The 19,256-nt window shown below is 47.3% G+C and carries 19 protein-coding genes; 8 read left to right on the top strand and 11 right to left on the bottom strand.

The window, feature by feature from the left end; translation table 11 throughout:
* Positions 1-1,191: pentapeptide repeat-containing protein (locus ACE1CM_RS27825; protein WP_374882102.1), on the top strand; the 1,191-nt coding region annotated here is incomplete at its 5' end.
* A gap of 190 nt (positions 1,192-1,381) precedes the next feature.
* On the opposite strand, the gene ACE1CM_RS27820 is transcribed toward ACE1CM_RS27825, so the two are convergent.
* From ACE1CM_RS27820 to ACE1CM_RS27810, 3 genes are read right to left on the bottom strand one after another with little or no spacing between them, the layout of a single operon-like run.
* The gene (locus tag ACE1CM_RS27820; RefSeq protein WP_374882101.1) at positions 1,382-1,759 is read right to left on the bottom strand and encodes a XisI protein; all 378 of its coding nucleotides are present in this window, start codon (positions 1,757-1,759) and stop codon (positions 1,382-1,384) included.
* 42 nt (positions 1,760-1,801) lie between these two features.
* On the bottom strand, positions 1,802-2,152 hold the full coding sequence (locus ACE1CM_RS27815; RefSeq protein WP_374882100.1) for an element excision factor XisH family protein: 351 nt from the start codon (positions 2,150-2,152) through the stop codon (positions 1,802-1,804).
* Between the two features lie 33 nt (positions 2,153-2,185).
* Positions 2,186-2,416: a hypothetical protein gene (locus ACE1CM_RS27810; protein ID WP_374882099.1), complete on the bottom strand. Its 231-nt coding sequence runs from the start codon at positions 2,414-2,416 to the stop codon at positions 2,186-2,188.
* A 130-nt stretch (positions 2,417-2,546) separates the two neighbouring features.
* Between ACE1CM_RS27810 and ACE1CM_RS27805 the strand changes: the two genes are divergently transcribed.
* Positions 2,547-3,107 (top strand): Uma2 family endonuclease, encoded by a 561-nt coding sequence (locus ACE1CM_RS27805; RefSeq protein WP_374882098.1) that lies wholly within the window; start codon positions 2,547-2,549, stop codon positions 3,105-3,107.
* A gap of 58 nt (positions 3,108-3,165) precedes the next feature.
* Here the strand turns inward: ACE1CM_RS27805 and ACE1CM_RS27800 are convergent, their stop codons facing one another.
* On the bottom strand, positions 3,166-3,420 hold the full coding sequence (locus ACE1CM_RS27800) for a peptide ABC transporter substrate-binding protein (RefSeq protein ID WP_374882097.1): 255 nt from the start codon (positions 3,418-3,420) through the stop codon (positions 3,166-3,168).
* A gap of 200 nt (positions 3,421-3,620) precedes the next feature.
* On the opposite strand from ACE1CM_RS27800, the gene ACE1CM_RS27795 reads away from it, so the two are divergent.
* Complete coding sequence (locus tag ACE1CM_RS27795; RefSeq protein WP_374882096.1) at positions 3,621-3,860, top strand: helix-turn-helix domain-containing protein; 240 nt, start codon at positions 3,621-3,623, stop codon at positions 3,858-3,860.
* 29 nt (positions 3,861-3,889) lie between these two features.
* The gene (locus tag ACE1CM_RS27790) at positions 3,890-4,135 is read left to right on the top strand and encodes a helix-turn-helix domain-containing protein (protein ID WP_374882095.1); all 246 of its coding nucleotides are present in this window, start codon (positions 3,890-3,892) and stop codon (positions 4,133-4,135) included.
* A 662-nt stretch (positions 4,136-4,797) separates the two neighbouring features.
* Here the strand turns inward: ACE1CM_RS27790 and ACE1CM_RS27785 are convergent.
* The 5 genes from ACE1CM_RS27785 to ACE1CM_RS27765 form a co-directional block, all read right to left on the bottom strand.
* Entirely contained in the window at positions 4,798-5,733 is a 936-nt protein-coding gene (locus ACE1CM_RS27785; RefSeq protein ID WP_374882094.1) for an alpha/beta fold hydrolase, read from the bottom strand.
* Positions 5,734-5,875: 142 nt separating this feature from the next.
* On the bottom strand, positions 5,876-7,216 hold the full coding sequence (gene clpX / locus ACE1CM_RS27780) for an ATP-dependent protease ATP-binding subunit ClpX (protein ID WP_374882093.1): 1,341 nt from the start codon (positions 7,214-7,216) through the stop codon (positions 5,876-5,878).
* A 9-nt stretch (positions 7,217-7,225) separates the two neighbouring features.
* Positions 7,226-7,918, bottom strand: a complete 693-nt coding sequence (gene clpP, locus ACE1CM_RS27775; protein WP_374882092.1) for an ATP-dependent Clp endopeptidase proteolytic subunit ClpP — start codon at positions 7,916-7,918, stop codon at positions 7,226-7,228.
* Positions 7,919-8,127: 209 nt separating this feature from the next.
* A complete protein-coding gene (tig, locus tag ACE1CM_RS27770) occupies positions 8,128-9,561 on the bottom strand; it encodes a trigger factor (RefSeq protein ID WP_374882091.1) in 1,434 nt (477 codons plus the stop codon).
* A gap of 54 nt (positions 9,562-9,615) precedes the next feature.
* The gene (locus ACE1CM_RS27765; RefSeq protein WP_374882090.1) at positions 9,616-9,774 is read right to left on the bottom strand and encodes a hypothetical protein; all 159 of its coding nucleotides are present in this window, start codon (positions 9,772-9,774) and stop codon (positions 9,616-9,618) included.
* A gap of 671 nt (positions 9,775-10,445) precedes the next feature.
* Between ACE1CM_RS27765 and ACE1CM_RS27760 the strand changes: the two genes are divergently transcribed.
* The 3 genes from ACE1CM_RS27760 to ACE1CM_RS27750 all read left to right on the top strand — a co-directional run bounded on the left by ACE1CM_RS27760 (position 10,446) and on the right by ACE1CM_RS27750 (position 14,427).
* Positions 10,446-11,486, top strand: coding sequence for an aspartate-semialdehyde dehydrogenase (locus tag ACE1CM_RS27760; protein ID WP_374882089.1), 1,041 nt, complete (start codon positions 10,446-10,448; stop codon positions 11,484-11,486).
* 71 nt (positions 11,487-11,557) lie between these two features.
* Positions 11,558-12,472, top strand: coding sequence for a 4-hydroxy-tetrahydrodipicolinate synthase (gene dapA / locus ACE1CM_RS27755; protein ID WP_374882103.1), 915 nt, complete (start codon positions 11,558-11,560; stop codon positions 12,470-12,472).
* Positions 12,473-12,669: 197 nt separating this feature from the next.
* Positions 12,670-14,427: a ribonuclease J gene (locus ACE1CM_RS27750; protein ID WP_374882088.1), complete on the top strand. Its 1,758-nt coding sequence runs from the start codon at positions 12,670-12,672 to the stop codon at positions 14,425-14,427.
* Between the two features lie 312 nt (positions 14,428-14,739).
* Here the strand turns inward: ACE1CM_RS27750 and ACE1CM_RS27745 are convergent, their stop codons facing one another.
* A complete protein-coding gene (locus ACE1CM_RS27745; protein WP_374882087.1) occupies positions 14,740-14,880 on the bottom strand; it encodes a hypothetical protein in 141 nt (46 codons plus the stop codon).
* Positions 14,881-14,883: 3 nt separating this feature from the next.
* Here ACE1CM_RS27745 and ACE1CM_RS27740 point away from each other — a divergent pair, with 3 nt between their 5' ends.
* Complete coding sequence (locus tag ACE1CM_RS27740) at positions 14,884-15,258, top strand: Mo-dependent nitrogenase C-terminal domain-containing protein (RefSeq protein WP_374882086.1); 375 nt, start codon at positions 14,884-14,886, stop codon at positions 15,256-15,258.
* 545 nt (positions 15,259-15,803) lie between these two features.
* Here ACE1CM_RS27740 and ACE1CM_RS27735 read toward each other — a convergent pair.
* Positions 15,804-19,256, bottom strand: a 3,453-nt coding sequence (locus ACE1CM_RS27735; protein ID WP_374882085.1) for a translocation/assembly module TamB domain-containing protein, incomplete at its 5' end; no start/stop codon positions are given.

Raw genomic sequence — 19,256 nt, 5'->3', positions numbered from 1 at the left:
AAGGGGGGCAATGACCCAACCCCCCTTAACAAGGGGGGCAATGACCCAACCCCCCTTAACAAGGGGGGCAATGACCCAACCCCCCTTAACAAGGGGGGCAATGACCCAACCCCCCTTAACAAGGGGAGCAATCACTCAACCCCCCTTAACAAGGGGAGCAATGAAATTCTGGTTCCCCCCTTAATAAGGGGGGCTAGGGGGGATCAAGCATCTGGGCGAGTTGCCGTGGTTGATGTTGCCCATGAAGCTTTGATCCGCCAATGGCCTTTGTTACGCAAGTGGATAGATGAGAATCGGGATATTCTCCGACAGAAACGCAAGATTGAAGCAGCGGCAGAGGAGTGGCGAGAGAGGGGGAAATCAAAGGGTTATTTGCTTCAGGGAAAACAACTAACGGATGCGACAACATTTCAAAAGAAGCAAGCTGGAAAGCTGACGGTATCAGTTTTGGCTCAAGAGTTTATTCAGAAAAGTCTCCGTTACAGACGAAATAATCGCCTCAAGTTTGTGGGACTGGGTTTGATTGTTCCCCTCGGTTTAGCCGTATACCTGGGAGTTGTTGCTGCCAGAGAGATTAGGATACGAGAACTTCGGGCAACTCTAGAGGCTGTTAAGGGACAGAGGAATAACACACAAATAATCTTGGTACTTGAAGATCTGGTAAAGCTCAATGCAAGCCTAGCTAATATCGACCTCAGCGGTGCCAACCTCAGCGGTGCCAACTTCAGCGGTGCCAACCTCAACCGTGCCAACCTCAGCCGTGCCAACCTCAGCCGTGCCAACCTCAGCCGTGCCGACCTCAGCGGTGCCGACCTCAACGATGCCGACCTCAGCGGTGCCGACCTCAGCGGTGCCGACCTCCGCAGTGCCGACCTCCGCGGTGCCAACTTCAGGGGTGTCGGCCTCCGCGGTGCCAACCTCGGCGGTGCCATCCTCCACGATACCAGCCTCAGCGAGGCCAACCTCCGCGGTGCCGACCTCAGCGGTGCCAACTTCAGGGGTGCCGACCTTAGCTATGCCGACCTCGGCGGTGTCAACCTCTACGGTGCTGACCTCGGCGGTGCTGACCTCGGCGGTGCCGACTTCAGGGGTGCCAAAAACCTGACTCCTGAACAAGTGAAATCTGCAAAAAATTGGCAGCAAGCGACATACGATGACAATTTTCGTAAAAAACTAGGCTTGAAGAAATAGAGAATAGAAAGTAGGAAAATGGGGGATAAGCAAGTCAAAATTCACAATTCACAATTATGAAACAGTAAGAGCGATCGCCCAAACAATCCATGCTCTATAAAGAAGTGCGATCGCCATACAGCCGGTTGGTTTTATCTCAGGCGATCGCTTGCTAAAATTGACATAAAACTGATGCAGCGATCGCCACTAACTAGGTCGTTCTTGTAGCAACTACTCCCGCTTCCTGTTCTAGATACTCTCGATTTTTAGGATGGATGAAATTCAAACAAATACTCTCCTGCGAAATTCCCATTTCTACCAATTTCGCTACTACTGAATCTTCCGTGTCATTACATTGAATAACAATGCGATCGCCCTCCCCCGCCGCTGCTCTATCGCCGACAATATCAATATGTACCGCACATTGATGGACGCGCTTATAACCATGCCATCCTACCCACAGAGCCATATAGTGCATCCGTTCATCGTCAAAAATTAGCTCTATTTTAGAATCTTCATCTTGGATAAATTCATATTCTGAGAGCAGTCTTTTAACGCATTCTCTGTAAAAATTTATGGGACTATCCATAGCAATTAATTTCCAAAAAATATTAATTTTAACTGAAACTTTTTAATCGCTACTTTTCCATCCAACCTGTCTGCTAAATATATTCTCGAAAGCATCGATGGGAACAGCCAAGTAAAGTTTTCTATCCGGCTCCTGTATTTGTAATAATTCTTCATATATCTTATATTGACCTACAGATCTTTCCAGTTCCGTAACCTGCGAATCTGCAATAAAACTCTTGACCTCTACGGCTATTTTATCACGACCTTTTTCAGCAGCAATCGTTCTTTGCGCCCCCAAATCAATCGAGAGTTTTGGATCGGATTGCAGAAAATAAGGGTCGTGTGAAATCGTCCATCCTTCTCTTATCAAAGCAGATTTAACCAGGTCGTGATAGGTATCTTTTCGAGACATATTGAGTTCGAGTATAAATAATAGTACCTATTCTTAGAAATCTCCTTTAGGTAAAATAGCCCATTCTTCCCGACGAACTTGATCGATTTCATCAGCAGATGGGGCTTTTCCTAAATCGGCACATAAGCCCCATAACGATTTGCGAGGAGTAGAACTCTTAGCGATTAATTCCTTTTCTATTTCAGGAACTACTTGCTTAATCAAGCGCACTTTATCCACCAGAGAAAGTTGCTTTACGAGATTTACAACTTCTTGTAGCGTCATGACTTTTCCGTCGGCTTCATACTTGAGTTTTTGAATAGCCTTATTTTATCATTTTTGATTCGCCTGGACATTTCGAGCGATCGAATCCAGCGATCGCTTGCTAATATTGATTTAGAACCGGGACTTACCTATGACAACAGCTACTAAACCTAAGCTAACTCTACACGAGTTCCTCCAACTCCCAGAAACGAAACCTGCCTCAGAATTTATCAACGGAGAGATCGTTCAAAAACCTATGCCTCAAGGTGAACACAGCAGATTACAGGGTAAATTTTGCACGGTTATCAACCAAATAACCGAAACGTCAAAAATTGCTTATGCCTTCCCAGAGTTGCGCTGTACATTTGGCGGTGAATCAATTGTCCCAGATGTAGCAGTATTCCGATGGGAAAGAATTCCCCTCCTGCCATCTGGTAGAATTTATAATCGGTTTGAAATTCATCCGGACTGGGCTATTGAAATTCTCTCCCCAGACCAAAGCCAAACCAAAGTGCTTGGTAAATTACTGCATTGTTCGCGAAATGGCACTGAGTTGGGATGGTTGATGTATCCAGAAGAAGAAAGTATTTTGGCAGTATTTCCAGGTCAAAGAGTGGAGTTGTACAAGGGTGCAACTCCTTTGCCAATCCTTAATGGCATCGAGTTAGAATTGACTGTAGAAACAGTTTTTGGCTGGTTGAGTTTTAGTTAAATAAAGGGAAGCGATCGCTTGTTATAGCGATCGAGTAAACAAGCGCTCGCCCAAGTTTTTAATCAATAAAAACTTTCTTAATTAAAATCCGCATCACCTCACCTGGCTTTGTAGTGGATACCGGCGGACTCCACTCGTTCACTTCTGCAAAACGTTTGACATGCAGCGAGTGAATAATTTTCACCACCCCTTTCGGCGAACCAACAACAATCATCCTGACAAATTCACGCCCCGATTCCGGATCTGTACAAACTCGCATCTCAACAGATGCCGATACAGATTCACTGGTATCGACCAGAGTGTTTGTAGTCATTTTGTTTTACCTGCTTTGACTCAAAAGTAATATTCAGAGGGCTTACGCACGACAACGATTTTTCATAGAAACCCGGTTTCTTTGCGTAAGTCCTGATTCACTTTATCCGAATATCACAATTTAGAAAATCCCCACAGATCTGTGTAGATGCAGATCTGCGAAGATTGACAGGATAATTAATTGCTGACAAAACATGAGGTATGGGAGCAGCAGGAAAAGCCCTCAGACAGGTGTTAGACACATACGGTATTACCCAGAAAAAGTTGGCAGCAGCACTGGGACTTAAACCATTCGTTGTTTTCCGCTGGTATGATGAACAAACAGACCCCAGTGCCGAAACAGCAAAAGATATTGCTAAAGCACTTGGCACCATAGAACCAGCTGCCGCCAAAGAATTTGCCAAGCTGTATATGGGAGAATTCCTAGAAGACCAAGACTAGACCTAGAACACTCTGACACCATCACAGACATGGGAAAAGTAGGAAAAGCCCTCAAACAGGTGTTAGAAAATTACGGCATCAGTCAAAAAAAGTTAGCGGTAACGCTGGGAGCCAAACCTTCCGTCGTTTTCCGCTGGTATCACGAACAAACAGACCCCAGCGGCGAAACCATTGCAGATATTGCCAATGCACTCCAAGAAATCGACCCAGCTGCTGCCAAAGAATTTGTCAGGTTGTACTTGGGGAAATTTCTAGAAGACCAAGACCAGACCTAGATTCTCTCGATCCAGCCTGTAGCCTGGGAACGAGAATAGACTTCTTGCAAAGGTGGAAAGAGCATGATTAAATAGCCAAAAATTTAACTAAACTTAACCATACCGACTCGCAACGAGTGGGTATTTTTGTGGTAAGTTAGACGGGTTGCCGAAAACCAAGGCACAAAGACCGCGAAACCTTTTTCGCACAACCTCAATTTTTTCTTGATCTTCCGAGTACGCTCGGCTTGAGCGGAATTTCCTAGTGGACAAGTAGGATCCGACTCCCTTGGTTGAATCAGGAAGCAGACCCTCCAGAAACTGTTTCTGGTTGAATGGTGAACTTTAAGCAAGTTTAGCCAAGTTCTGTGAAGCAGTTACAACCCCTTGTAACCGGCTTTGTAGGGGCACGGCGTAGAATAATTTTGAGTTCATACCAAAGGTTGTAGATGCCGTGCCCCAAAAGCCCCCAAAATCGCAGAAAGCCGATGCCCTTCAGGGTATCGCTATACAAACAAAGGCTGCCAGAGCAGCCTGTAAGAATTCTAGCCTGCTCTGGCAGGCTTTGTTTGTGTAGCCACATGCTTTAGCGTGTTGGCGTTTCAGAAAATTGGCGAAGGTATTATTCAAGAAACCAGGTTTCTCAAGTACAATCTCTTGTGGGGTAGGCGTCGGTGCCTGCCCTATTTCACGGCAAATTGACAATTAACTCCCAAAAACTCCTGCACCCGCTTTAAATAAGTCTCTGCATCTTCTAACATGGGAAAATGAGCGGTATTGCGAATCAGGGCATACTCTACCCGCTCGTTCAATTGGGCCGCCTGACGCCCCATTGCAGCGGGAATAATCTGATCGTATTCCCCAGACACTATCAGCGTCGGAACGGTTATCTTAGCAAACTCCTGGGGCATTACTTCCGCTGCCTGCTTGCTCACCGAAGTAAAGATAGTACCCAAAGCCGCATCGTAATCTGCTAGTAAAAAATCTTCTAAAAAAGCCTTACTGATAACGCTGGGTAACGGGCGATGTAAAAATCGCGCCATGAAAAACTTATCTGCAAAGGGAATTTTCTGCAACCAGCGGGGGCGGAATTTTACCACATAACCGCCAAATTTATGAAACGCTGTAAATGCTTTTTCGTCGTATTCAAAAATGCCGCTACAGGTCAAAATTGCCCGTTCTACTTTTTCTGGATATCGGTTAATAAAAAAAGTTGCCACCGATGCCCCCATTGAATGGGCATTGATGTAAACTCGGTTTAAATTTAACTTATCTAAAAGCGCGGCTAAATCGTCAGCAAAGCTTTCTAGTTCGTAAGTTAATTCAGCCGCTGTTTTGGGCGTATCTTTTACTAATTCGGATTCTGCTTGAATAACGCTTTCTGTATCTGAGATGGTGCGCGTTTCCCCGTTTCCCTGCTTTGTACTCCGCCCAAATCCGCGCATATCGTACAGCAAACAATCAAAACAATCGGACATTGCTTTCGCCGTACTTTCCCAGTACCGCGCCGACCCACCCCATCCGTGGACAAATACCATCACTCGTTTCGCTTCAGTCTGATTTTCTGAGCGAATCCACTCGTAATAATGATCGACACCGCGAACAGAAATGTAGGGCATTGTCTGCTAATGGGTAATGGGTAATTGGTAATCGGTAATGGGCAATTTTAGATTTTAGTTTGGATTAAATTCTGTAATGCCTTCGCGCAGCGGGCCGGATGCCCTATCGCCAATGACCAATTACCCATTACCCATTACCAGTTTACGCAGATTCTGGTTTAGGCAGCGAGGAAGGATGTACCAAGAGTTCGGCAGTTGAACGCTTCTCGACCATTTCTTTGGTAATGGTACAGCGCGTCACGTCTTTACGAGAGGGTAACTCGTACATCACCTCGAGCATTAACTCTTCGACAATGCCCCGCAGCGCCCTGGCGCCGGTTTTGCGGCGGTAGGCTTCTTGCGCGATCGCTCGCACTGCATCTGGTTTAAACTCCAGGTTGACGTTATCCATCTTCAGCAGTTTTTGATACTGCTTCACCAGCGCATTTCGAGGTTGAGTCAATATCTCGGTCAAGCTTTCCTCATCCAGCGGATCTACCACAGCCATTACCGGAATCCGGCCTATAAACTCTGGAATCATGCCAAATTTTACCAGGTCGTCCGGTTCTACCTGTTTCAGCACGTCTGCCGTCCGCTTTTCTTTTGACTGCGCTTCTCCAGGTTGAATAAACCCTATTGACTTTTTGCCCGCTCTCTGCTCTATTACCTTTTCCAGACCGACAAACGCCCCACCGCAAATAAACAGGATGTTACTCGTGTCAATTTGTATACAGTCTTGATACGGATGCTTCCGTCCGCCTTGGGGGGGTACGTTCGCCACCGTCCCCTCTAACATTTTCAACAGCGCTTGCTGCACGCCCTCGCCTGAGACGTCCCGCGTAATCGATGGATTTTCACTCTTGCGGGCGATTTTATCGATTTCGTCGATATAGATGATGCCTCGCTGAGCTTCTTCTACGTCAAAGTCGGAGACTTGGAGCAGTCGCAGCAAGATATTTTCCACATCTTCTCCGACGTATCCGGCTTCGGTTAGCGTTGTAGCATCGGCTACCGCGAACGGCACATCCAGCAGCTTCGCCAAGGTTTGAGCCAAAAGAGTTTTGCCGCATCCGGTAGGCCCCATGAGCAGGATATTCGACTTTTGTAGCTCTACCACTTCATCTGCGCCGACTTTGCCGCTATTTTTAGCTTGGACGAAACTCAAGCGCTTATAGTGGTTGTAAACTGCGACTGAGAGGACTTTTTTCGCTTCCTCCTGACCGATTACGTGTTCGTCTAAATATTTTTTTATTTCTCTGGGTTTGGGTATTTGATGCAGCGAGATGTTAGCCGACCGACTGCGACGCTTTTGGGGTTGTTCTGGTCTAGGATTTGGTTGAGGAGCTTGCGGACTGGTATCCAGCAGCTCCTCGTCTAAAATTTCGTTACACAGGTCAACGCATTCATCGCAAATGTAGACTCCCGGACCGGCAATTAATTTGCGAACCTGCTCTTGGGATTTGCCGCAAAAGGAACATTTTAGATGGGAGTCGTATTTGGACATAATTGCCTCTTATCCTACTGGGGTAACAGCCTTGCCTGAGTTGGGAAGGTTTTGCCTGGAAATAACCTGATCGATTAGACCGTAGTTTTTAGCTTCTTCAGCTGACATGAAGAAATCGCGCTCGGTATCTGCTTCAATTCTCTCTAGGGGCTGACCCGTGTGAGAAGCCAGCAACTCGTTCAGCTTACGTTTATGATAGAGAATTTCTTTGGCTTGAATCTCGATGTCAACTGCCTGACCTTGCGCGCCCCCTAAGGGTTGGTGGATCATAATCCGAGAACTCGGTAGCGACATCCGCTTTCCTTTTGCTCCTCCTGACAGGAGAAACGCTCCCATACTCGCAGCTAAACCATAACAGATGGTAACAACATCCGGGCGTATTTGTTGCATGGTGTCATAAATTGCCATACCCGCCGTTACCGAGCCACCTGGGGAGTTGATATACAGTTGGATGTCTTTTTCTGGGTCTTCAGCGTCTAAAAACAGCATCTGAGCTACCAGTGAGTCGGATACTTCATCGTCTACTGGCGTGCCCAGAAATACAATGCGCTCCCGCAACAGGCGCGAGTAGATGTCAAATGCCCTTTCACCCATCCCCGATTGTTCTACCACCATTGGGATAACGTTGCTGGGGATGCTTGAGTAAACCTCTAGCGTTTTTTGACTAATCGGAGAGTAATTGGCAGATTTGGATACAAGCATATTACCTATTTGGGTGGATGCCCGATGGCACTTCGACCAAAACCCGAAACTTTTTGTACAACACGACACAACTATATCTTTTATAGCCAAATTCGAGTGTTTTTGGCTATTGCGATCCCTGCTTTCTCTGGAAAAGCTGGTTGTTGTTGTGTTCGTCAAAACCCACAACCCCAGGCAATTTACCTGGGGAGTTGACTAACATAAAAGCCCTATTCGCCTACTGCGGCTTCGGTTTCGGTTTCGGGTGTTGGTGTTTCTTCAGCTGGTGGGTTTGCCGCCGACTCTTCTGAGGTAGTTTCTGACTCGCTGGCACTCAAAGAGCCTTCTGGCACGAGTTCGAGGGTAGAATGTTCTTCCAGCCACTTGACGATTTTTTCTTTCAGCAGGTCTTCTTCCACATAGGCGCGTAGCCTTTCTGGGTCGATGTCGCGCTCCTGATACTGCTCGATTAGCTCTTTCACCTTGGCTTCTACCGCAGCAGGTTCGACTGAGATCGATTCGCGTTTGGCGACTTCTCCCAATGCCATAGTGCGCTTAATCCGCTCGATGGCTTCCGGACGACTGCGATCCCTCAACTGCGGTATCGTTTCCTGGGTAAACAGCTTCTTGATATCAAATCCCTGATTGCTCATCTGCATTGCCGTTTGGGTCAGCATGGCGTCAATTTCTTGCTCTAGCAGCGTCGCCGGCAGGTCTACTTCTACATGTTTAACCAGTTCATCGAGTATGGCTTGCTCTTTATTCGTTGCCGTTCTTTTTTCCGCTTGCTCCTTAAATCTTGTTTCCAGGTTGGCGCGCAATTCCTCTAAGGTTTGCATATCGCTGATTTCTTGAGCAAAGTCGTCGTTAAGTTCGGGTAACTCTTTTTCTTTGATTTCCTTGAGCGTGATGGTGAAAATCGCTGGCTTTCCTTCTAAGCTTTTTTCTGCATAGGTTTCCGGGAACGTCACCGCAATTTCTTTGGTTTCCCCTGGCGTCATTCCCACAATGCCATCGACAAATCCCCCAATAAAGCGTCCTTCTGCTAACTCTACTTGAAAGTCAGTTGCCGAGCCGCCGGGTATTTCTGGCGGCGAGGATGATTCTTCTTCCCCTTCGGTTACCAGTCGTCCGGTAAAATCAACCACAGCGATATCCCCCATCTGCGCGGGGCGTCCTTCTACTGGCACTAACGTCGCTTGTTCTTTTCGACGCTCTTCCAGGAATTTATCCACCGATGCCTGGTCGTATTTTCCTTCTTCTACTTTTAAATTCCAGCCGGTGTAGTCGGAAAGTTGGACTTCTGGTTGTACGTCAACGGCGGCGGAGAAGGTCAGCGGTTTTCCTGGTTCGTACTGACCGACCAATTCTTCAAAATTCGAGCGCAGCTGGTAGTTACCAATGGCGGCGATCGCTTCTTGTTTGAGGGCTTGTTTTACCCCATCTTGAATCAACTCTTCCAAAGCAGTGGCTTTGAGGCGGATTGCTCCGAAGCGCTGGAGCAGGACTTGGCGAGGAACTTTCCCCTTGCGGAACCCAGGAATGTTTGCGTTGCGGGTCAGGTCTTGAAATACCTGATCGTATGCCTTTTTGGACATTTCTGGCGTAATTTCTATTTCCAGGCCAATCTGGCTCTTGGGAAGCTTTTCCTGGGTTACTTTCATACTCGATCTCTATTTTCCTCGCGGTTCTTGATACTATGCTTGCTTGACGAGGCATCATCCAACTGTGGCGTTACTCGCTTGGGCGAATCCAGCAACAAATGTCTGACCCCGTGATATGCTGGTGCAAGCTACCCGTGCAGGTAAGGTGTCTGGCAACAACGGATCGGCGGATAGTCGCCAGCCCTCAGCACGCAGAAACGAGAACGCATACATGTCCCTTTCGTTTCCGCCTTCTGATAATAGTACATTTAGTCAGCACCCCGCTCTCAAGAGACGGGGCATCATGCCTCAAATCTTTAGGTAAGCGAAGGTGCTGACCAGCCTAAGTCCCGGCAACGGGGAAACGAAGTTATCGGCAAGGGTTAAAGACCTACCAGAGAATGGGTAGCTAGTTCGCAAGCTCATAGAACTCAAGGGTTAAACAGTTTTACTCGGGGTAAGACTGTGCTTTTGAGATAGTACCGACCGATAACAATGGCCTTGCTAACTTTACTACCCCCAGGCAAGTGTGCTGCGTCAGCTAGAGCCGCTATGGGTACAGAGTAATTCACTGGCGGTAGCGGCAACCAAAGACTGAGGGGGCAATTTATTCCCCGTGTCGTGCTTCCTCGTCGCTTTAAAAAGACGAGGCTGCCGCACTACCGTGATTTTTTAGGTGGACAGGCCGCGTGTTTTAATTTGGAGTTTGGATTTGAGTCAAATTTTAGTTTTAAGTACTTTACTTGTATTCAATTTATCTGAAATATGCGTAATCCATTGGATCCAACAGATTAAACGCAAGTTTATATTATTTAAAAAATAAACAAACATCGTTAACACTTCTGACCCTAAAATTGGGTTCGCTGTTGTCAATTGCACCTTTTATTTAAGTGGAGGAAATAAGTTTGTCAGAATCTTATAAAGTGGCGATTTTAGGAGCGACGGGAGCGGTCGGCACCGAGTTACTGGAATTATTAGAAAGTCGCGACTTTCCCGTGTCGGAGTTAAAGCTGTTGGCTTCACCGCGTTCGGCGGGGCGAACAATGGCGTTTAAGGGCGAAAACCTGCCAGTAGAAGTGCTGGATGAAAATTCTTTTCAGGGCGTAGATATCGTCCTGGCTTCGGCGGGAGGGTCAACGTCTAAAGCTTGGGCATCAAAAGCCGTGGCAGCGGGTGCGGTAGTAATTGATAATTCCAGTGCGTTTCGCATGGATGCTTCTGTTCCCCTAGTGATTCCAGAGGTAAATCCCGCAGCCGCATCTACCCATCGGGGGATTATCGCCAATCCCAACTGCACGACAATTTTAATGGCAGTGGCAGTATGGCCCCTGCATCAAGTACAGCCGGTGCAACGCCTGGTAGCGGCGACGTACCAATCTGCCAGCGGTGCGGGTGCTAGGGCGATGGAAGAAGTGAAACAGCAAGCGACGGCTATTTTGCAAGGCGAGACACCAAAAGCGGAAATATTTCCCTACCCGTTGGCGTTTAATTTGTTCCCCCATAACTCCAAGTTGACTGAGTTGGGGTATTGTGAGGAAGAGATGAAAATGGTCAACGAAACGCGCAAGATTTTTGGCGACTCCCAGATCCGAATTACGGCAACCTGCGTTCGGGTTCCCGTACTGCGCGCCCACTCGGAAGCGATTAATCTAGAATTTAGGGAACCGTTTCCCGTGGAAAAAGCCAGGGAAATCCTCAGTCAAGCACCCGGTGTTAAGTTGGTGGAAGATTGGCAGGCTAATTATTTTCCCATGCCGTTTGAAGCCAGCGGTCGCGATGAAGTATTGGTGGGACGCATTCGTCAGGATATCTCTCATCCCTGTGGTTTGGAACTTTGGCTGAGTGGCGACCAAATTCGCAAAGGTGCGGCTTTAAATGCCGTACAAATTGCCGAGTTGCTAGTCTCTAAAAATCAGGTTCGACCAACAGCAGCCGTTACAAGTTAAATATTAGCTTAGTGTCAATCATTGGCAGTCATTGGTGAGAGGTATAACCCATGACCAATTACCGATTACCAATGACCCAATTCAGGAGTGAGGAAAAAAGTGTGGTAAGTTTTGGACGAGCGATTACCGCGATGATTACGCCGTTTAAGGAAGACGGCAGCGTCAATTATGCAGTAGCCGAAAAGCTAGCAGCTTATTTGGCAGAAAACGGGTCAGATGGTATCGTGGTTTGCGGAACGACGGGGGAATCTCCATCTCTGACTTGGGATGAAGAATACGAGCTATTTCAGGTAGTTAAAAACGCAGTAAACCGAAAAGCTCTTGTTATCGCAGGAACGGGGTCTAATTCGACCAACGAAGCGATCGCAGCGACGCAAAAAGCCGCTAAAATAGGATTAGATGGGTCGCTGCAAGTAGTTCCCTACTACAACAAGCCGCCTCAAGAAGGAATGTACCAGCATTTTCAGGCGATCGCTCAAGCCAGCCCCGATTTGCCACTCATGCTCTACAACATACCGGGTCGCACCGGACAAAATCTGCTGCCAGAAACGGTGGCTCGGTTAGCAGAAATTCCCAATATTGTTGCCATTAAAGAAGCGAGTGGTAACCTGGATCAGGCAAGTCAAATTCGCTGTCTAACACCCCCTGATTTTCAGATATATTCTGGGGATGATTCTCTGACGCTACCGCTGCTATCCATCGGCGGGACGGGCGTAGTTAGCGTAGCGAGTCATCTGGTAGGGCCGCAGCTGCAAACGATGATCCAAGCCTTTGAAGCGGGTAAAATTAAAGAAGCTACTCAAATTCACTTACAGCTTTTCCCCCTGTTTAAAGCACTGTTTGCGACCACAAATCCCATTCCAGTTAAGGCGGCTTTGAAACTGCAAGGGTGGGATGTCGGCAGCACTCGTTCTCCCCTTTGCGACCCAACCGATGAAATTACACAAAATTTGAAAAATGTGTTAGAAAAACTTTCATTGGTATAATTAATTCAAGATTGATGCTAGGATTTTATAAGCATAAATAATCGTAAAATTTGAGATTTAGGCAAGTTTTAATAGCAATTAGCGACTGGGAAGTTTAGGCGTCGCTAATTGTCAGATTATATTGGCTGAAATTCGTAAAATAGCTGTTACTAAAAAACCAAATTCTCTCGATACCTCATACCTAACAAAGGATGCCAATGACTACAAACGAATCGAAACCAGCTGTCAAAATTATTCCTCTAGGAGGCTTGCACGAAATCGGCAAGAATACCTGCGTGTTTGAAATTAACGATGAAATCGTTCTTTTAGACGCAGGACTTGCTTTTCCTACCGATGGGATGCACGGGGTTAATATTGTCTTGCCAGATACGACCTATCTGCGGGAAAATCAGCACAAAATTAAGGGCATGATCGTCACCCACGGTCACGAAGACCATATCGGCGGCATTCCCTATCACCTGAAACAATTTGATATTCCGGTTATCTATGGCCCGCGTCTGGCAATGGCCTTACTGCATGGGAAACTAGAAGAAGCCGGAGTCGCCAATCGCACGGAATTGAGAACGGTTCTCCCTCGCGATATCGTGCGAATCGGAAATTCATTTTTTGTGGAATTTATCCGCAATACCCACTCAATTGCCGATAGCTTTACCGTTGCGTTACATACCCCCGTTGGCGTGGTGATTCACACGGGTGACTTTAAAATCGACCACACTCCCGTGGATGGAGAATTCTTTGATTTGCAGAAACTGGCAGACCACGGGGAAAAAGGCGTTCTGTGTTTAATTAGCGATTCGACTAACTCGGAAGTTCCCGGTCAAACGCCTTCGGAAAGAGCGGTTTATCCCAATTTGGATCGGATTTTCTCCCAAGCAACGGGACGCTTGATGGTGACGACTTTCGCTTCTTCAGTCCACCGGATTAACATGATTTTGGATTTGGCGAAGAAGCACAACCGCATTGTATCTGTCGTCGGTCGGTCGATGCTGAACGTGATTGCCCATTCTCGCAATTTGGGTTATATCAAGTGCGAAGATAGTCTGCTGCAACCTTGGAATATTGCTCGCAACTTGCCAGATGAAAAAGTTTTAATCTTGACAACAGGGTCTCAAGGGGAACCCCTGGCGGCTTTAACTCGGATTGCCAATCAAGAACATCCCCACATTAAAATCAAGCAGGGAGATACGGTAGTATTTTCGGCTAACCCAATTCCGGGGAATACGATCGCCGTGGTCAATACGATTGATAAACTGATGATCCAAGGCGCTAACGTGGTCTACGGTAGGGAAAAAGGGATTCACGTTTCCGGTCACGGGTGTCAGGAAGACCAAAAGCTGATGATAGCTCTGACTCGCCCCAAATTCTTCTTACCCGTCCACGGGGAACACCGAATGTTAGTAAAACACGCCCAAACTGCTCAAAGTATGGGCATTCCGGCGGAAAATATGGTGATTGTGGACAATGGCGACATAGTTGAGTTGTCGGAAGATAGCATCGCCATCGGGGGTAAGGTTCCTTCTGGGATTCAATTGGTGGATAACGCGGGAGTTGTCCACGATAATGTTCTCAAGGAACGCCAGCAATTGGCAGAAGATGGGGTGGTAACGGTTGCAGCTGCTATAGATTGGGAAGGTCAGCTGGTTGCTAAACCCGAAGTGCATTTGCGCGGTGTGGTGACTTCCGTCGAGCGAAGTCTATTACAAAAGCTAGCCCAAACGACAATAGCAGATATTTTGCGCGATCGCTGGACTGAATTCGCCCGCAGCTTCGATACTGAAGAGTTAGACGTTGATTGGGTAGGCTTGCAAGAGCATATCGAACAGGCGCTACAGCGTTTAGTTCGTCGCGAACTTCAAAGTCGTCCCTTACTCGTCTTCTTGATGCAAACGCCGGAAGCACCCCCGGTTAAAGTTACCGGACGCCGCCGACGCGCTACCGCCAGAGTCGCATCTTAAAGAGGACGCGGAGACTGGGAGACAAGGGAGACGCGGAGAGAGCTTGTAATATTCCCCGCGTCCCCGTGTCTTTGCTTCCCCCTGTCTTCTTACTCAAACCCCCTGTATAGTCGGTTATTTCGCCCAATTCCCCTGGTTTTCTCTACGCCGCTACATCTGCCAAAATGGCTCAATCCTTTCGCGGAACTTGCTAGAATTGCCACATGTCCCTATACTTAGGCTTGCACTCAACAAAATTCCGTAAAACTACGCAAGCCAAAATGCGGGATTTTGGTCACCATGACATTGTTGCCTCAAGGTAGAGGCGACGAATCAATCCTGAGTGGGAAGCCCCAACGCTTTTCCCAGTTCAAAAATAGGCCAAACGGCAGTACCCATCCGGTAAAGCCATCTGTGATGCTGTAGATAACCATCAGAGGAACGCACTCCACTGATGGGAACAATAGGAGACAAAAAATGACGAAGCTAACTTATTATAGCATAGAAAATCCGAACTTAACAAGCTGGGTGTGGATTGCCCCAGCAAAGAATACCGCCAAGACGAATCAGCAGGGTTATAGTTCAAAGAAACGCTTCGATTTGCTGCAACCGCTGCGCCAAATGCTGGATAAAGTAGAGGTGCGCGATCGGGAATTGGCTCACCGCTTATGCGAAATGATTCCATCTCAGTGTCCGTTCGAGCAGGACGTTAAACTGTTTGGTCGTACATTATTTCACATTCCACCGATGTGTAAGCTCAACCCACTTTACGAAGAAGTTGTGGCGCTGCGTTTCCGGGCGTTGTGCTATCTGGCAGATGAATGCGGCGAGGACGTGAGTTGCTACTGCTAGGAACCTGCTAGGCAAGTCGAGTTGGCTTCCCACTCAAAGGCTATTTCGGCTGGATGTAGAAAACTAATTGATTTAATGCATTAGTTCGTTACAATTGCTGATGCAGGACGCTTGTGGCATCGCTCAGGAGAGGGACAGGAAGGAAGATAGGTAGTAGTAGGGGCACTGCATCTATAATATGATGTCCGTTAGCAATGGAAGGCCAAGTATTTTTGACGGGAGTAGGGGCGGGTTTTCCCGCCATCACCTTTGTTTCTGTGAAAAATTGTTGAGCAAGGAAAGAGATCTAGGTCGAAACCCGGTTTCTGGTATCGTTAAACGAAGGCCAAGTATTTTTGACGGGAGTAGGGGCGGGTTTTATTAAGGACTTAGGCACGCGGGGGCAAAAACAAAGGTGATGCGTCAATCTCGCGACTCTACACCCACGATTTTTCGGATAGCCCTTTGTTTTTTTGCGTCAGGGGTTTCTGTGAAAAATTGTTGAGCAAGGAAAGAGATCTAGGTCGAAACTTTGGTGATGGCCTCGTTAAAGCGGCCCCTTCTAGCTAAAATCTCCTTTCAAACTCAATTACTGCTCTTGTATCGCCAGAAAAATCAGTGGAACCGCGTAAGAGAAACTCGTTATTAATTCGATAGCGCAAGTTGAATTGAGTCGGCTGATTGCTGGTTAAAATCCTCAACACCGAAGCGGATAAATTATTAGTAATATCAATCCCAGCTTCTGCTGCTAAACCTAGCGTTGAGTTACTTTGGTCGCGACCGCGTTCGGAAGTAATCGCTGTGGGAAATATCCGCAATTCACTTAAACCGATAGCTTGACCAATTGAACTAATTGTGCTTTGAAGACCGGGCAATATGACCGATCCGGCTAAGTTAGCAAGTCCCAAACTACTCTCGGTTCCCTGTCCTAAAGTTTGAATAAATCCACCACCAATTAAGGATACAATTTCCTCACGGGTGCGCTGTGGATTGCTGGTTAATTCCAGGTTATCAGTAATTTGACTCGCGGGGCCAATAATTGTGGCTTGAATGCGAACCGTCCGCAATGCACCTGCATCGGTAGAAAGGTCGTCGCTAATTTCTGAGGCGACGTTGGTAGAGGGAAGGCGACTGCGGGTGACTTCTGGAACGGTAGTTGTTAACCGCACATTCAGCAGCGGATCGAGTTTTCTGTCGGGGGTAAATTCAGCGGTATTATTGTAACCTCGTGCTAGGTTAAATTGGGCGGCAAATAGATTCACTTGACCGCTTTCTAGTCGGATGATACCGTCAGGTTGAATGTTGTTTAAAGAGCCATTTATTGTTAGATTACCTCTGGCTTGGAAGCTGAGAATCGGAGGTTGGGCAACTTCTACACCCCGCCCTAAAGTTAACAGTAAATTATTGAATTCTGGGATAATATTGCCCTCGCCACCCGTACCACTTCCACCCGCAGCAGGCGTACTCCCATCCCCAGTTTGGGACAAAAACACCCTACCATTGGTTAGTTCTACGCTGCCGCCAATTGTGGGAGGGTTATCGGGGTTTAAAGCCGTGCCGGTAATTGCCACATTACCATTTGCCTGACCTTGGTACAGCCCTCTGAGATTGAGCGCCAGTTGGTTTAAAGTGACGGTAAGTGGATTTGCTGCATCGGGGTCGTTACGCGAAAGCGGACTGGTAATGGGTAGAACTCCGCCTACAACTACTTGTCCTTGACTATACTGACCTTGTAGGGGTTCTTGGCGAGAGATGATGATGCGATCGCGTTCAAATCGCACCGTCCCGGTCACGTTTGTTAGCGGTTGCCCTTGCAGCAGTTGCGCGCGCAAGGTAGCATTTTGTACCGTCGCAAACCCCGTAGGTACGGGTTGTTGCAGGGTTCCTCCCACTTGCAGTTGTAGTTGTCCGACACCGGATACCCACTCGACTTGTCTTCGGGTGAATAAATTTAATAATGCCAAGCCTTCATTTTGCAAGCTTACGTCTAAGGTGATGCGATCGCTATCCGGTTTAACCGCAGCAAAAGGCAATTCGTAAGGCACGCTACCTCTAATATTAATCGGTTCTGGCTCCGCCACCAATACTTGCGATTGAAAGTCCAATCGGGCATTATTGTAATCGAAATCGGCTCGTGCAGATTGCACCTGAGTTTGATTGAGAGTTCCTCCGACTAATTCTAAATTGCCGCTGACTTGCGGGTTGGCTAAATTGCCGGATAATGTGGCGTTTGCATGCAAATTTCCGGTCAAGTCGAAGGGTAAAGGCACAAAATTTCTTAGCACCGCGACGGGGAAGTTTCTCACTTCTAATTGTCCTGCTTGTTGCTGCAATCCCAAGTTACCGGAAAAGGCAAGTAGGGATTGTTCTGTTTCAATTCGCAACGGGGAAACGGTAAAGATTCCATTGGCAAAACTGCCTTGGGCGATAACGCGGTCGAGGTTAATTCTATATTCATCCAAGCGCCAATTTTGACCTTGGAGGTTGTAGCTTAGCCGTAAATTTCTTAACCCGGATGGCGAAGCATTGGCAACTTCGATGCTACCGCTAAAAGTTCCGGTTAATTTCTCTAAATCGTCCAAGGTAGGTAGGGGGGAAGCTTGACGGGCGATTTCCCGTTGTTGTTGTCGCAATGCTTCAATTTCGGAAAAGCGACGCAGTTGGTTTTGCAGGCTTTCTCCTGGTACGCCTACTGATGGTAATTGCACTGCTGCTGCTCTAGCATAACGTTGTCCGCGACTTGGTTGGAAGTCTAATAAATTAAACAACCGGGCGACTTTTAAAACTTCTTGAATATCGCCTTGGGTGACTTGAATTATCCCGTCAAATTCAGGTCCAGCAGGCGTTTGAATTAAACGTCCTGTAAAAGCATATCGACTATCGCCCCGCTGCAATTCACCGCCGGTAATTTCTAATCTGCCGTTGCGATAGTTGAAACTACCGCCTGCTACTTGATATCCCGTGAGTTTGCCTATTTGGGCGTTTGAGAGTGCAACGTTATTACCAGAAACGCTAAAGTCATTGAAGTTGAGGGTAAAGTTTCCGGAGACGGTTCCCGCAACTTGTTGGTTTGCTAATGCAGGCGGTAGCGTAACCGTATTTCTTACCAGTTCTATCGGCAAGTTTCGCAGGTTGGCGATTAATTCATCGCCTTGCATTCTGCCTTCTGCTACAGCACCATCCCGTTGGATTAAGAAGGTTTCTGGACGGTTATTGCGGTCGAGTTGGAGGGCGATTCTGTCTCTTGTACCGGCTAAATCTAATCCGACGCCTCTGCCTTGCCCGGTTTGTATATTTCCCCGCAAAGGCGATTCAAAGGCTAGGTTATTTACGACTAAATTTCGCAGTTCTAATTGCCCATTGACGTTGGGATTGGTTAGGGTTCCCGATACGCGCCCGGAAAAGTCGGCACGGCCTGCTAATGCTATATTATTGGGGAGATTTAAAGGCAATGAACGCAAGTTCAAATCCTGCGCCGCCACATTTAAATCGAAGTTCCCAATTTGCGGCGTTCCGGCTGGATTAAATCTCACCGCAACGACTCCTCTAGCATTTAATCCCGGTGCGGTTGCTTGCTGAATTTGCAACTCGTTTCCGTTCCAGGAAAAAGTGGCAGCTAATGCGCCATCTATCGGGCCAATTCCTTCAGAAAAATTGGCAGTTCCTGCAACTTGAATATCTGAAGGACTGAAGGAATTAACCTTACCTGCTAACTGGATATTTTCTCCGTTGAGTTGTCCGCGTAATTGATTATTAATTCGGCTTAATTCGATGCCGGAAACATTGGCAACCGATGCTTGCCAACGACCTTGGTTTAATTGTGCTTGTTGAATTTGGACGCTGCCGCCTGCAATATTTAAGCTGCCTCTCCCTGAGGCTTGAATATCTTTGGGTTGGAATGAGTCTAGGCTACCGGCGGCTTGTACTTGACCGCTGAAGGTTGCTGGTAAACGATTGGGTAGGGTTGTTAAACGATGCAATTGGAGATTAGAGGCTTCAAAGGCAGTTTGCCAACGACC

It is taken from the genome of Microseira sp. BLCC-F43 (assembly GCF_041929235.1).
GTDB lineage: Bacteria > Cyanobacteriota > Cyanobacteriia > Cyanobacteriales > Aerosakkonemataceae > Microseira.
The sequence above is the reverse complement of the archived record's forward strand: the minus strand, read 5'-3'. Positions and strand labels throughout refer to the sequence as shown.

What these genes read in the sequence shown, in the direction of transcription:
- ACE1CM_RS27820 (WP_374882101.1), bottom strand. Translation starts at nt 1,759, where the DNA reads ATGGATAGTCCCATAAATTTTTACAGAGAATGCGTTAAAAGACTGCTC.
- ACE1CM_RS27815 (WP_374882100.1), bottom strand. Translation starts at nt 2,152, where the DNA reads ATGTCTCGAAAAGATACCTATCACGACCTGGTTAAATCTGCTTTGATA.
- ACE1CM_RS27810 (WP_374882099.1), bottom strand. Translation starts at nt 2,416, where the DNA reads ATGACGCTACAAGAAGTTGTAAATCTCGTAAAGCAACTTTCTCTGGTG.
- ACE1CM_RS27805 (WP_374882098.1), top strand. Translation starts at nt 2,547, where the DNA reads ATGACAACAGCTACTAAACCTAAGCTAACTCTACACGAGTTCCTCCAA.
- ACE1CM_RS27800 (WP_374882097.1), bottom strand. Translation starts at nt 3,420, where the DNA reads ATGACTACAAACACTCTGGTCGATACCAGTGAATCTGTATCGGCATCT.
- ACE1CM_RS27795 (WP_374882096.1), top strand. Translation starts at nt 3,621, where the DNA reads ATGGGAGCAGCAGGAAAAGCCCTCAGACAGGTGTTAGACACATACGGT.
- ACE1CM_RS27790 (WP_374882095.1), top strand. Translation starts at nt 3,890, where the DNA reads ATGGGAAAAGTAGGAAAAGCCCTCAAACAGGTGTTAGAAAATTACGGC.
- ACE1CM_RS27785 (WP_374882094.1), bottom strand. Translation starts at nt 5,733, where the DNA reads ATGCCCTACATTTCTGTTCGCGGTGTCGATCATTATTACGAGTGGATT.
- clpX (WP_374882093.1), bottom strand. Translation starts at nt 7,216, where the DNA reads ATGTCCAAATACGACTCCCATCTAAAATGTTCCTTTTGCGGCAAATCC.
- clpP (WP_374882092.1), bottom strand. Translation starts at nt 7,918, where the DNA reads ATGCTTGTATCCAAATCTGCCAATTACTCTCCGATTAGTCAAAAAACG.
- tig (WP_374882091.1), bottom strand. Translation starts at nt 9,561, where the DNA reads ATGAAAGTAACCCAGGAAAAGCTTCCCAAGAGCCAGATTGGCCTGGAA.
- ACE1CM_RS27765 (WP_374882090.1), bottom strand. Translation starts at nt 9,774, where the DNA reads ATGTATGCGTTCTCGTTTCTGCGTGCTGAGGGCTGGCGACTATCCGCC.
- dapA (WP_374882103.1), top strand. Translation starts at nt 11,558, where the DNA reads ATGACCCAATTCAGGAGTGAGGAAAAAAGTGTGGTAAGTTTTGGACGA.
- ACE1CM_RS27750 (WP_374882088.1), top strand. Translation starts at nt 12,670, where the DNA reads ATGACTACAAACGAATCGAAACCAGCTGTCAAAATTATTCCTCTAGGA.
- ACE1CM_RS27740 (WP_374882086.1), top strand. Translation starts at nt 14,884, where the DNA reads ATGACGAAGCTAACTTATTATAGCATAGAAAATCCGAACTTAACAAGC.